This is a genomic window from Rhodococcus maanshanensis NBRC 100610 (assembly GCF_001894865.1).
In the GTDB taxonomy this organism is placed as follows: domain Bacteria; phylum Actinomycetota; class Actinomycetes; order Mycobacteriales; family Mycobacteriaceae; genus Rhodococcus_G; species Rhodococcus_G maanshanensis.
In genome coordinates, this window is record NZ_BCXA01000006.1 from 1 (window position 1) to 12,158 (window position 12,158).

Sequence of the window (12,158 nt, forward strand, 5' to 3'; positions counted from 1 at the left end):
GGCAGGAACCGGCGTGAGCGCCTGCCGTCGACGCGGTCGAGGCGGTGCAGGGCGATGAGGGAGGCGATCACCGCCAGCACGCCGACCACCATGGCGAGCAGCTTGAGCGTCGAGGGCGTCGAAGTGAAGCGCGAGTCGAGTTCCGCGGTGACATGCAGGCCTGCGGGCGCCGCACCCTGCAGGTCGGTGAACACCCCGACCATCTGGGGACGGAGGTCACCCTCGCGCACGGTCGGCGCGATCCCGGACCCGGTGATCTCGGCGGTGGTCCCCGTCGCATCGGAGGACACGGCGATCGCGCAGTCGCCACCCGCGAGGCGGTCGAGTGGCGCGGACAACAGCACCGTGTCGCGTAGGACCACCTCGACGCGACCGGGGTCATCCGCGCCCGCGGGCGTGACCTTGGCCACGAAGCCGTAGCGCTCGGCGTCGGGGGCGCCGTTCGGGGCGGTGGCGACAAGGGTGCCGCCTCGCTCGGAAAGCGGGCCGATCGCCGCACAGGGGATCTCGACGTCGAGGCTCAGCGGCGAGTACGAGACGAGCGGCGCCGAAACGCTGCGTGCCAGGTCCTGCTGCGGCCACGAGAGCACCGTCTCGTCCGTCTCGACGGGCAGCAGCGGCACCGACAGGGTGAGGAGCATGCCGATAAGACCCGTGACGATCGCGGTCCAGCGGACGCCACGCAGCGCCGACTTCGCGTGCGCCGGGTGGGGATCGTGCTCTGGACCGTTTGCCGATGCGGGTCTCGTCGCCACGATGCTGTCAACCACGGGTTCGGATGCTAACCGGAATCAACTCGTCGACGAAACGAGCGACTCCTGCGCTCACTCCCGCAGCGTGGCGAGGAATGCGACCCGATCTCCGCGGTAGATCGAGCGGACCCGCTCGATCGGTACGGCGTCCGTATCCAGGGAAATCCGGTTCAGCAACAGCATCGGCATCGCGGTCGTCGAGTCGAGCAGGGCGGCCTCGCGCGGCGACGCCAGCACCGTCTCGATCCGCTCGGTGGCCGAGTCGAAAGTCACGCCGGTGGCGCGTATGGCGGCGTACAACGAGGTGCCCGGATCGAACGACCGGGCCATCGAGGCGAACCGGCGGGCAGGCAGGTACGTACTCTCGAGTCCGATCTTCTGCCCGTCCGCAAGCAGCACCCGTTCGAGGTGGATCACGGTGGATCCAACGGACAGTCCGAGGTCCGCGGCGACCTCGGCGTCGGCGGGCACGTCCTCGAAGGTGACCAACTCCCGGCCAGGCACCCGGCCCTGACTGACCGCGCCCTCCGTGTACGAACGGAGCGAGAGCGGCTGGGTGAGTTTCGGGCTGGCCACCACGGTGCCCCGGCCACGACGCTGGATCCTGCCCTCCACCAGTAGTTCGTGCACGGCCTGGCGCACCGTCTCCCTCGACACCTCGAAGCGCACCGCGAGGTCGCGCTCCGCGGGCACGGGGTCGCCCTCGTCGAGGTCGTCGATGATGGCCGCGAGTTCGGTGCGCACCCGGTAGTACTTGGGCGCGGACTCCCCCGCATCGATGCGGGCGTTGATCTCGGTCATCGTGACGTCCCCATCCCGGCGCGTACCCGTCTCGCCACCGCGAGCACCTCGTCGATCGACGGAGCTTGCGCGCCTGCGACTTTCGCGCCGTCATCGTAACGTCGCAGCCGCACCGCATCGGGCCACCGCGGATCGGCGCTGAGCACCGGGTCGACGCCCGGCCCACCCTGCGCGTGCAGCGTGTGGACCGACTCCGCCGAAAGGGTCGCGACATACCCGGGCTCCGTGGCGACCAGGTAGCGCTTCGCGGCGACGTGTGCGCCCGCCAGCCATCCGACCCGCTCGCCGAATCGCGGGGTGAGCCACCGCCTCGCCGCGACGTCGTGCGCCGCGTCGTCTGGCAGTCCGAGCAGCGGACTGCGCGCGACGTCGTGCAGCGCGCTGGCGAGGACGAGCTCGTCGTCCGCACCGTCGGCCACCGCGCGTCCCGCCGCCTGCAGGGCGTGGTCCAGTTCGTCCACCGCGTCCTCGTCGAACACCCCGCGCAGCGAGCGCAGCACGATGGCCGTTTCCTCCAGTACGGCCTCGCCCGATCCGATCCCCTCGTCGTTCATGCAGGTCAGCGTACCTCAAATTGGTCTATACCAATTGTTCATCCGGCGTTCCCCTGGCCATCACCGGTTGGTCTAGACCAAACTGCATGCTCCTCGTCATGCGAATTCTGATCGTGGGCGGAGGCATCATCGGCACGACCCACGCCGACGAGGCGATCCGCCGCGGACACGACGTCATCCAGCTCGAGCGCGAGACCGAGGCCCGCGGGGCGACCGTGCGCAACTTCGGCCTGGTGTGGGTCTCCGGCCGCGCCGAACACGAGCTCGACGCCGCCCTGCGCTCGCACGAACTGTGGGAGGACCTCGCCGCCCGTGTCCCGGCGATCGGCTTCCGCGCGGCCGGCTCGATGACGCTGCTGCGCACCCCCGCGGAGGTCGCGGTCGCCGAGGAGGCGATGGCCCGCCCGGACGCCGAGGCCCGCGGCTTCGCCCTCCTCGAGCCGGAGCGGGTGCTCGCCGTCAACCCGGCCCTGCGCGGCAAGTTCCTCGCCGGCCTGCACTGCGGCCGCGACGGCGCCGTGGAATCCCGCGTCGCCCTGCCCGCGATCCGCCGCCACCTCGAGGCGAGCGGCCGCTACGCCTTCCACGCAGGCACCGAGGCCCGCGCGGTGACCTCCGACGGGGCGGGCGTCCACATCCGCGACGACCACGGCCGCGTATTCGACGCCGACCTGGCCATCGTCTGCCCCGGCGCGACGCTCGGCGGCCTGGCCCGGGACCTGGCCGGGGAGCTGCCCCTGCGGCGGGTCCGGCTTCAGATGATGCAGACCGCCCCGCTCGGCGAGGAGCTGACCACGGCCATCGCCGACGGCGACAGCCTGCGCTACTACCCGGGCTTCGCCGGCGCCGCGCTCGAGAACCTCAGGACCGTCCAGCCGCAGGCCCCGACCGCGGAGGCGCACCGCATGCAGCTGCTCTGCGTGCAGCGCCTCCACGGCGGACTGACCATCGGTGACACCCACGAGTACGACGAGCCGTTCGACTTCGACGTCGACGAGGCGCCGTACGAACACCTGACCGGAGTGGTCGAGGAGCTGCTCGGCCGCAGACTCCCCCCGATCGTCAAGCGCTGGGCGGGCGTATACAGCCAGTGCCTGGACCCCGGCGAGCTCGTGCACCGCGGCAGCCCCGCGGACAACGTCTGGGTGGTGGCAGGCCCAGGCGGCCGCGGCATGACCCTCGGCCCCGCCCTCGCCGAACAGACCGCCGACCAGCTCGGCCTCTGAATCACCGACCCATCCATCGCCCCAGGAGAAATCGTGACCGCCACCCCCATCGCCCTCGCCGTGCTCGACATGGCCGGCACCACCGTCTCCGACGACGGTCTGGTGCTGCGGGCCTTCGCCGCGGCGGCCGACGCCGCAGGCCTGCCCCCCGAGGGCGCCGAGGCAGACAACGCGCGCCGGTACGTACTCGACACCATGGGCCAGTCCAAGATCGTCGTCTTCCGCGCGCTGCTGCGCGACGAGGATCGCGCCCAGGCCGCCAACGCCGCCTTCGAGTCCGCCTATGACCGGCTGATCGAGGAGGGCAATGCCGAGCCGATTCCCGGTGCGGCGGAGTCGATCACCGCGCTGCGCGAGGCCGGGATCAAGGTCGCGCTGACCACCGGGTTCAGTCGCGGCACCCAGGACAAGCTGCTCGCCGCCCTCGGCTGGCAGACCATCGCCGACCTCACCCTGTCCCCCGCCGAGGCCGGGCGCGGTCGGCCCTATCCGGACCTCATCCTCACCGCACTGCTGCGCCTGCAGGTCGATGACGTGAAAGGCGTTGCCGTGCTGGGCGACACCTCCAATGACGTCACCAGCGGGCTGCGCTCGGGCGCGTCGATCGTCGCGGGCACCCTCACCGGCGCCCACGGCGAGGCCCAGCTCCGCGCGGCCGGCGCCACCCACGTCGTGCCCTCGGTGCGCGAGTTCGCCCAGCTCCTCCTGAAGTCCTAGCCGTTCCCCCACACCCACACCCACAGTTAGGAATCCGTCATGCGCATCCGCCCCAGCCTGGCCGCAGCCGCCCTCGCCGCGACCCTGCTCACGCTCACCACCGCCTGCGGTGGCACCGGCACCGCAGCGAGCTCCGGCACCGAGACCGTCACCGTCTACAGCGCCGACGGCCTGAGCAACTGGTACAAGGCCAGATTCGACGAGTTCACCGAGGAGACCGGCGTCGCCGTCAACCTGGTCGAGGCCGGCTCCGGCGAGGTGGTCTCCCGCGTCGAGAAGGAGCAGTCCAACCCGCAGGCCGACATCGTCGTCACGCTGCCGCCGTTCATCCAGAAGGCCGACGCGCAGGGCCTGCTCCAGCCCAGCGGGATCGACACCTCCGCGGTCCCGGCCGAGGAGAAGGACCCGGCGGGCAAGTACGTCCCCGTCGTCAACAACTACCTCAACTTCATCGCCAACCCTGGCGCGAACCCGGCCCCCGCGACCTGGGACGACCTCCTCGGCGAGCAGTTCAAGGGCAAGCTGCAGTACTCGACCCCCGGCCAGGCGGGCGACGGCACCGCGGTGCTGCTGCTGCTCCAGCACCTCAAGGGCAAGGAGGGCGCGCTCGAGTACTTGAACAAGTTGCAGGCCAACAACGTCGGGCCGTCCTCCTCCACCGGCAAGCTGCAGCCGAAGGTCAGCAACGGTGAGCTGCTCGTCGCGAACGGCGACGTGCAGATGAACCTCGCGTCCATCGCGGACGACGGCTCGAAGTTCAACATCTTCTTCCCGGCCGAGGCGGGCGGTGCCCGCACCACGGTGGCGCTGCCCTACGTGATGGGACTGGCCAAGGGCGCACCGCAGTCCGAGCAGGCCAAGAAGCTGATGGAGTACCTGCTCTCGGAGCAGGCGCAGAAGACGGTCGGACCCGACGCGCTCGGTGTCTCGGTCCGCAAGGACGTGCGCGAGGCCGCGACCGTCGACGTCAATGACAAGTCCACCCCGGCCGGCCTGCTGAACGGCGTCACGGTGTGGACCCCGAACTGGAACACCGTCATCACCGAGCTCGACGCCGACGTCGCCGCCTACCAGAAGGCCACCGGGAACTGACATGAGGAAGATCAACACCGGGCAGGCCTGGCCGAGAATCGGATCGGCTTCGACGAGAACGGCCGAATCCGGCATCCTCGGGGCCACCGACTACTCCGCTCCCGCCATCACCTTCGACCGCGTCAACGTGGCCTACGGGCGGGGCAGGAACGCCACCCGGGCGTTGATCGACTTCAACCTGCGGGTGTCCCCGGGAGAGACCGTCGCTCTCCTGGGGCCCAGCGGGTCCGGCAAGTCCACCGCTCTCAAGGCGCTGGCCGGCTTCACCCGGCCGGTCTCGGGCTCGGTCCGGCTGGCAGGCAGGGACGTCACAGACCTGCCGCCCGCCAAGCGTGGCATTGGCGTGGTCGTGCAGTCGTACGCGCTGTTCCCGCACATGCGGGTCTCGGAGAACGTCGCGTTCGGCCTGCGCTCGCACCGCGTGCCCCGCGCGGAGATCGGCACGCGGGTCGCCGAGGCACTCGAGATGGTGGGGATGTCCGCCTACGGCAAACGACTGCCCCGCGAGCTGTCCGGCGGGCAGCAGCAGCGGGTCGCCATCGCGCGCGCCCTTGCCATCCGTCCGAAGGTACTGCTACTCGACGAGCCGCTGGCCGCGCTCGACGCCCAACTCCGGCAGAGCATGCTGGCCGAGCTGCAACAGCTGCGGGCGGCCCTGCCGGACACCGCGATGCTCTACGTGACGCACGACCAGAGCGAGGCCCTGGCGCTGGCCGACCGGATCGCCGTGATGCGCGACGCCCGGCTCGTCGACATCGACACCGCGGAGAACCTGTGGAAGCGGCCGCCGAGCAGCTTCACGGCGGCCTTCCTCGGCGGCGCGAACCTGCTGCCCTGCACCGTGACCCGGGTGATCGGCACCTCGGCCCTGGTGTCGGTCGGCGGCACACCGGTCACCGCGCACGCCCCTCGGCCTGCCATCAGCCCGACCGAGTGGGAGTCCGACGCCGGGGCCCTGCTCTGCGTGCGCCCGCACGCGATCACCCTCACCGCGCCCACCGAGCGCGGCGCGCTCCCTGGACGGGTCACCGCCAGCGTCTGGCGCGGCTCGACCACCAGGCACACCGTCGCGCTCGCCGCCCTGCCCGACGCCCTGCTCGAGGTGGACGTGACCGGGCACGACGAACGACCGGCGGGAACCGCTGTCGGCGTTCGCATCCCGGACCAGGGTGCGGTGCTCGTCCCCGCACCGGGGCAGGCGTCATGACCGCGGTCCTCGATCCGGTACGCCTCGATCCCCCGCCGGTCCGGCCCGAGCCGCGCCGGTGGCGGTCGGTGGCCTTGGCGCTGCCGCCCCTGCTGCTGGTGCTGGGCTTCGCGGTCTACCCGATGGCCCGCGTGCTGGCCGAGTCCACGGTCACCGACGAGGGCAGGGGGCTGTCCACCTGGGCGGAGGTGCTCGCGTCCGCGCAGTTCCGGAACGCGTTGTGGCGCACGATCGAAATCGCGGTCGCCTCCACGCTGGGCTGCCTGGTGCTCGGCACCTTCCTCGCGCTGGTGCTCGCCTTCGTGCCCTTCCCCGGGTCGAAGGTGGTCGGCCGGCTGATCGACACCATCCTGTCGCTGCCCTCGTTCCTCATCACGCTGGCGTTCACGTTCCTGTACGGAACCGCGGGCGCGGTCAATGCTCTCCTCGCCCGGCTCACCGGCGCCGACGGCGGACCGCTGAACTTCGTGAACACCCCGCTCGGCGTGATCGCCGCCGAGATCACCTTCTTCACCCCGTTCGTGGTGCGGCCGCTGCTGGCCGCGTTCACCCAGATGCCCCGCGAACAGCTCGATGTCGCGGCAAGCCTCGGTGCCTCCCCGCTCCGGGTGCTGCGGACCGTCGTGATGCCGGAGGCCTGGCCCGCGCTGATGGCGGGCGGCTCGCTGGTGCTGCTGTTGACGCTCAACGAGTTCGGCATCGTGCTGTTCACCGGGGCCAAGGACGTCGTGACGCTGCCGGTGCTGATCTACACCCACGGCATCGTGACCTTCGACCTGCCGGGCGCCGCGGTGATCGCGAGCGTCCAGGTGGTGCTGTCACTGTCGCTGTACAGCGGCTACCGATTCCTGTTCAACCGACTGCTTGGAGGCCGCCGTGCTGCTGTGGACCACGCGTGCTAGGGCGTTGGCCCTCGCCCTCTTCGGCGTCGTGGTGGTCGTGGTGTTCGTCGCCCCCATCGCCACCGTCGTCGCCGCGGCGCTCGCGGGGGCCTGGACCGGGCCGCTGCCGTCGAACCTCGGCCCGAAGAACCTCTCCGCCGCGCTTTCCGACGAGAACCTCGCCAGCCTCACCGTCAGCCTGCAGACCGCGTTCATCGCGGGGGCGCTGGCGTTGTTCGTCGGCACCTGGGCGGCGCTCGCGGCCCGCGAGGCGCCCGCCTGGCTGCGCAAGACCACCGACGCGGTGTTCCACCTGCCGATCGCGGTGCCGTCGGTGGCGATCGGACTCGGACTTCTGATCGCGTTCAACGCCGAGCCGTTGCTGCTCGGGGGCACCAAGTGGATCGTGATCCTCGCGCACACCGTGCTGGTGCTCGCGTTCGCCTTCAGCGCGGTCTCGGCGGCGCTGGACCGGCTCGACCCGGCCTACCGGCAGGCCGCCGAGTCGCTCGGCGCCGGACCGACGCGGGTGCTCCTGCGGATCACCCTGCCGCTGTTGCTGCCCGCGCTCGGTGCGGCCGCGGGCCTGGCGATCGCGCTGTCGATGGGCGAGCTCGGCGCGACCATCATGGTGTACCCGGCCACCTGGAAGACCCTGCCCGTGACCATCTTCGGGCTGACCGACCGCGGCCAGGTGTTCCTCGCCGCCGCCGACACCACCCTGCTGCTGGCCGTCACCCTGGTCGCCCTGCTGGCGGTCGGGCGCATCCGAAGGCGCTGACGCGCCTGTGCGCGGTTGACGAGTCCCTGGACTCGTCAACCGCGCACGGGCGGCGCAGCCGCCTACTTCTGGCGGAGCAGGTAGCGCTGCACCTTGCCGCTGGGGGTCTTCGGCAGCGACGGCACGAAGTGCACGGTCCGCGGGTAGGCGTGCGCGGCGAACTTCTTCTTGACCAGCGTCTGCAGCTCGGCCTCGAGCTCGTCGGTGCCCTCGGTGCCGTCGCGGAGCACCACGAAGGCCTCGAGGACCTCGCCGCGCAGCTCGTCGGGCATGCCGACGACGGCCGCCTCGATCACCTGCTCGTGCATGACCAGGACGCTCTCCACGTCGAAGGGCCCGATGCGGTAGCCGGCCATGATGATCACGTCGTCGTCGCGCGAGGAGAAGAAAAAGTGGCCGTCCTCGTCGGTCTTGCCCGCGTCGCCGGTGATGTACCAGCGGCCGTCCGCACTGAACCGCTGCGCGGTCTTCTCCGGGGCGTCGACGTAGCCGGTGAACCACATCAGCGGGCTGGCCTGCGTGTCGATGGCGACGCGGCCAGGGGTGCCCGCGGGCGCGACCTCGTCCGCGTCGTCGAGCAGCACTGCGCAGCTCCAGCCCGGCAGCGGCCGGCCCATCGAGCCGGGCCGCACGTCCTCACGCAGGCCGTCCGCCCACGCGTTGACGATGAACATGCCGTGCTCGGTCTGCCCGTAGTGATCGCGCACCTCGACGCCGAGTGCGCTCTGCGACCAGGCCACCACGTCGGGGGTGAGCGGTTCGCCCGCCGAGGACGCGCGGCGCAGCGACAAACCCTCGGGTACCGGACTGGTGTCGGCGCGCAGGCTGCGGTAGACGGTCGGCGCGGCGGCGAAGTTGGTGACGCCGAACTTCTCGATGATCTGCCAGGTGAGCGGCGCGGAGAAGCCCGCGTGCAGCAGCAGGCTGCGGGTGCCCGCCGCCAGCGGACCCAGCAGCGCGTAATACAGCCCGTAGGCCCAGCCGGGGTCCGCGGCGTTCCAGAACACGTCGTCGGGGCGGACGTCGAGGCCGAACTCCTGGTAGGCGTGGAACGAGGCCAGCGCACGCACCGGCACCGGCACGCCCTTCGGGGTCCCGGTGGTACCACTGGTGAACAGCTGTACGAGCGGGCCGTTGCCGCCGACCGCGACCGCGGTGCCCGCCGCGTCGTCGGCGGTGTGCGCCCCGAGCAGATCGGCGAACCGCAGCTGGTCCTCGGACTCGGGCTCGCCCGCCGCGACGATGACCCGCCAGGGCGCGTCGGCCGGGATGTCCTCACCCGGCGCCAGCTTGGCGAGCTGGTTCTGGTCGGACACCACGAACTTGGCGCCGCTGGAGTCGAGCCGGAACGCGATGGCAGGGGACGCGAACGCGGTGAACAGCGGCACGTGCACGGCGCCGCGACGCCAGATGCCGAGCAGCGCGATGACCAGCTCCGCGGACTTGCCCATCAGCGTCGCCACGCAGTCGCCCGGCTCGACGCCGAGCTCCGCCAGCGCGGCCGCGAACTTGGTCGATTCCGCCCGCAGCTCGCCGTAGCTGAGGTCACGCGAGGTCAGATCGCCCTCGATCACCGTGAACGCGACATCGGTGTCGGGATGCCGGTCACACAGCAGGTCCGCGGCGCAGGCCTGCGGCGTGTCGTACTGCTCCAGCAGCTCGCGCACCCGCGAGGTGGCATCGGTGCCCATGGTTTGCTCCTTCAACAGCGGTCCGGCGGACACCGGACTTCTCCATGGCCCTATGATCTAGCTCACAAACAACACGCACCACCCCCGGAAAGGGGTAGTCAATGCTCTCCCGCACCCCACCCCTGCTGCGGCCCCGCGACGGCGACGCCCTGCGCGCCGAACTGCGCGCGGTCGCGGGACGGGCGAACGTGCCCGTGCTGTTCGGCGGCGAGGTCTCCGCGGGCACGCTGCACCTGACCGAGTTCTTCGGGACCAGGACCAACGGACTCAAGGGCCTGGTCATCCCCCCGAGCTCGGGCCTGGGCGGCCGGGTGGTGCTGCAGCGTCAGCCGGCCTCGGTGCCCGACTACGGCAGCGCGATGTCGATCACCCACCACTACGACCGGCCGGTCCTCGGCGAGGGCATCCGCTCGGTGCTCGCGGTCCCCGTCCTGGTCGACGGCGCCTCGAGGGCGGTCCTCTACGCCGCGGTCCGGGAATCGATGCCGATCGGCGACCGCACCGCCGAGATCCTGGTGCAGGCCGGCCGCCGACTCGGCACCGAGATCGCCATCCGCGACGAGGTGGACCGCCGCCTGCAGATGCTCGGGGTGCTCGACAGCAACCGGGGCAACGCCAGCGCGGCGGTGGCCGAGGGCATCCGGGACGCCCACGCCGAGCTGCGCGGGCTCGCCCAGTCGGTGCCCGACGGCCCGCTCCGGGGACGGCTGCGCGCGGTGTCCGAGAAGCTGGCAGCGCTGGTCAACGACGAGGTGGAGGCCGGCGACACCCCGGTCACCCTGTCTCCTCGCGAGCTGGATGTGCTCGCCCACATCGCCCTCGGCTGCACCAACAACGAAGTGGCCCATCGACTCTCGCTCCAGCCGGAGACGGTGAAGAGCTACCTGCGTGCCGCGATGGGCAAGCTCGACGCCCACTCACGGCACGAAGCGGTGGTCGCCGCCAGGAGGTTGGGTCTGCTTCCGTAAGCACCGCGGCCGGTCCGGCCGCCCTCACCGAGGGGATGCGCAGTGACGAAACCACCAGCCGCCGTGAGCGAATCGAAGGACGAACCGACCCTCAAGCGGGTGATGGGTCCGTGGCTGCTGCTGCTGTTCATCGTCGGTGACATCCTCGGCACCGGCATCTACGCCCTGACCGGGCAGGTCGCCAACGACGTCGGCGGCGTGGTGTGGCTGCCCTTCCTCGTCGCCTTCGTGGTCGCGCTGATCACCGCGTTCAGCTACCTCGAACTGGTCACCAAGTACCCCCAGGCCGCCGGTGCCGCGCTTTACACCCACAAGGCCTTCGGCATCCAGTTCTTCACCTTCATGGTGACTTTCGCGGTCATGTGCTCGGGGATCACCTCCGCCGCGACCGCCTCGCGCGCGTTCGCCGCCAACTTCGCCGAGGCCTTCGACCTGGACGTGCGGACAGGGGTCGGGATCACGCTGATCGGCATCGTCTTCATGATCGCGGTGGCTGCGGTCAACTTCCGGGGCGTCGGCGAGTCGGTCAAGCTGAACGTGCTGCTGACCTGCATCGAGCTGTCCGGGCTGCTGATCATCGTCTTCATCGGCATGTGGGCGCTCGGCATCGGCGAGGGCGATTTCTCGCGGGCGGCGACGTTCGACACCGGCGACCGCTCCGCGCTTGGTGGCGTCATCGCGGCCACCACCCTCGCCTTCTACGCGATGGTCGGCTTCGAGGACTCGGTGAACATGGCCGAGGAGTGCAAGGAGCCGAGCCGGATCTTCCCGAAGGTCCTGCTCATCGGCCTCGTCTCCACCGGCGTCATCTACGTGCTCGTGTCGGTCACGGCGATCGCCCTCGTGTCGGCGGACGAGCTCGGCGAGGGAGACACCCCGCTGCTCAAGGTCGTCCAGGCGGGCGCACCGGGCTTCCCGATCGGGATCTTCGCGTTCATCACCATGTTCGCGGTCGCCAACTCGGCGCTGATCAACATGCTGATGGCCAGCCGACTGCTCTACGGCATGAGCCGTCAGCACGTGCTGCCGCCGCAGCTCGGCCGGGTGCACCGCACCCGGCGGACCCCGTACATCGCGATCGGGTTCACCACGCTGCTGGCGCTGGGACTGATCACGATCGTCGGCGAGGTGCCCCAGCTCGGCGGCACCACCGCGCTGCTGCTGCTGTGCGTGTTCACCGTCGTCAACGTCGCCGTCCTGGTGTTGCGCAAGGACACGGTGGACCACAAGCACTTCCGCGCGCCGACCGTGCTGCCGATCATCGGCGCGCTCAGCTGCGCCTTCCTGGCAACGCCGCTCACCGACCGCGATCCCGCGCAGTACAGGATCGCGGGCGTGCTGCTGGCCATCGGCGTGGTGCTGTGGTTCGTCAACAACCTGGCCAACAAGAAGCTGGGCGTGAAGGCCGAGCTGCACCCCGAGTTCCTCGGCGAGGAGGGCGTGCCGCCCGGTCCGACGAACTGAGCGGGCACGGCGAAAGAATCTAGA

12 protein-coding genes are annotated in these 12,158 nt (G+C 70.8%); 8 read left to right on the forward strand and 4 right to left on the reverse strand.

Annotation, left to right across the window (positions count from 1 at the left end):
* The 3 genes from RM1_RS03715 to RM1_RS03725 form a co-directional block, all read right to left on the reverse strand.
* On the reverse strand, positions 1-770 hold a 770-nt coding region (locus tag RM1_RS03715), incomplete at its 3' end, for an arabinosyltransferase domain-containing protein (protein WP_245816004.1).
* A gap of 54 nt (positions 771-824) precedes the next feature.
* Positions 825-1,553 carry a GntR family transcriptional regulator gene (locus tag RM1_RS03720; protein ID WP_072750061.1) on the reverse strand — a complete coding sequence of 243 codons (729 nt, stop codon included), beginning with the start codon at positions 1,551-1,553 and terminating at the stop codon, positions 825-827.
* Complete coding sequence (locus RM1_RS03725; RefSeq protein WP_072750062.1) at positions 1,550-2,107, reverse strand: HD domain-containing protein; 558 nt, start codon at positions 2,105-2,107, stop codon at positions 1,550-1,552. The genes RM1_RS03720 and RM1_RS03725 overlap by 4 nt, the downstream gene beginning before the upstream one ends.
* A gap of 98 nt (positions 2,108-2,205) precedes the next feature.
* On the opposite strand from RM1_RS03725, the gene RM1_RS03730 reads away from it, so the two are divergent.
* Genes RM1_RS03730 through RM1_RS03755 form a run of 6 tightly spaced genes read left to right on the forward strand, consistent with a single transcriptional unit; the run spans position 2,206 to position 8,011 of the window.
* Positions 2,206-3,333 (forward strand): TIGR03364 family FAD-dependent oxidoreductase, encoded by a 1,128-nt coding sequence (locus tag RM1_RS03730; RefSeq protein WP_072750174.1) that lies wholly within the window; start codon positions 2,206-2,208, stop codon positions 3,331-3,333.
* Between the two features lie 33 nt (positions 3,334-3,366).
* A complete protein-coding gene (locus tag RM1_RS03735) occupies positions 3,367-4,050 on the forward strand; it encodes a phosphonatase-like hydrolase (protein WP_072750063.1) in 684 nt (227 codons plus the stop codon).
* A 39-nt stretch (positions 4,051-4,089) separates the two neighbouring features.
* The gene (locus RM1_RS03740; RefSeq protein WP_072750064.1) at positions 4,090-5,142 is read left to right on the forward strand and encodes a 2-aminoethylphosphonate ABC transporter substrate-binding protein; all 1,053 of its coding nucleotides are present in this window, start codon (positions 4,090-4,092) and stop codon (positions 5,140-5,142) included.
* A gap of 1 nt (position 5,143) precedes the next feature.
* Positions 5,144-6,349, forward strand: a complete 1,206-nt coding sequence (locus tag RM1_RS03745) for an ABC transporter ATP-binding protein (protein WP_083576513.1) — start codon at positions 5,144-5,146, stop codon at positions 6,347-6,349.
* Entirely contained in the window at positions 6,346-7,251 is a 906-nt protein-coding gene (locus RM1_RS03750; protein ID WP_072750065.1) for a 2-aminoethylphosphonate ABC transporter permease subunit, read from the forward strand. The genes RM1_RS03745 and RM1_RS03750 overlap by 4 nt, the downstream gene beginning before the upstream one ends.
* On the forward strand, positions 7,226-8,011 hold the full coding sequence (locus tag RM1_RS03755) for an ABC transporter permease subunit (protein WP_072750175.1): 786 nt from the start codon (positions 7,226-7,228) through the stop codon (positions 8,009-8,011). Before RM1_RS03750 ends, RM1_RS03755 begins: the two co-directional genes overlap by 26 nt.
* A 62-nt stretch (positions 8,012-8,073) precedes the next feature.
* On the opposite strand, the gene RM1_RS03760 is transcribed toward RM1_RS03755, so the two are convergent.
* Positions 8,074-9,702 carry an AMP-binding protein gene (locus tag RM1_RS03760; protein ID WP_072750066.1) on the reverse strand — a complete coding sequence of 543 codons (1,629 nt, stop codon included), beginning with the start codon at positions 9,700-9,702 and terminating at the stop codon, positions 8,074-8,076.
* 101 nt (positions 9,703-9,803) lie between these two features.
* On the opposite strand from RM1_RS03760, the gene RM1_RS03765 reads away from it, so the two are divergent.
* Complete coding sequence (locus tag RM1_RS03765) at positions 9,804-10,670, forward strand: helix-turn-helix transcriptional regulator (RefSeq protein WP_072750067.1); 867 nt, start codon at positions 9,804-9,806, stop codon at positions 10,668-10,670.
* 102 nt (positions 10,671-10,772) lie between these two features.
* On the forward strand, positions 10,773-12,134 hold the full coding sequence (locus RM1_RS03770; protein ID WP_083576523.1) for an APC family permease: 1,362 nt from the start codon (positions 10,773-10,775) through the stop codon (positions 12,132-12,134).
* Positions 12,135-12,158 lie beyond the last annotated feature (24 nt).

Coding starts and splice junctions, on each gene's coding strand:
- RM1_RS03760 (WP_072750066.1), bottom strand. CDS start 9,702: ATGGGCACCGATGCCACCTCGCGGGTGCGCGAGCTGCTGGAGCAGTAC.
- RM1_RS03730 (WP_072750174.1), top strand. CDS start 2,206: ATGCGAATTCTGATCGTGGGCGGAGGCATCATCGGCACGACCCACGCC.
- RM1_RS03725 (WP_072750062.1), bottom strand. CDS start 2,107: ATGAACGACGAGGGGATCGGATCGGGCGAGGCCGTACTGGAGGAAACG.
- RM1_RS03745 (WP_083576513.1), top strand. CDS start 5,144: ATGAGGAAGATCAACACCGGGCAGGCCTGGCCGAGAATCGGATCGGCT.
- RM1_RS03740 (WP_072750064.1), top strand. CDS start 4,090: ATGCGCATCCGCCCCAGCCTGGCCGCAGCCGCCCTCGCCGCGACCCTG.
- RM1_RS03750 (WP_072750065.1), top strand. CDS start 6,346: ATGACCGCGGTCCTCGATCCGGTACGCCTCGATCCCCCGCCGGTCCGG.
- RM1_RS03765 (WP_072750067.1), top strand. CDS start 9,804: ATGCTCTCCCGCACCCCACCCCTGCTGCGGCCCCGCGACGGCGACGCC.
- RM1_RS03770 (WP_083576523.1), top strand. CDS start 10,773: ATGGGTCCGTGGCTGCTGCTGCTGTTCATCGTCGGTGACATCCTCGGC.
- RM1_RS03720 (WP_072750061.1), bottom strand. CDS start 1,553: ATGACCGAGATCAACGCCCGCATCGATGCGGGGGAGTCCGCGCCCAAG.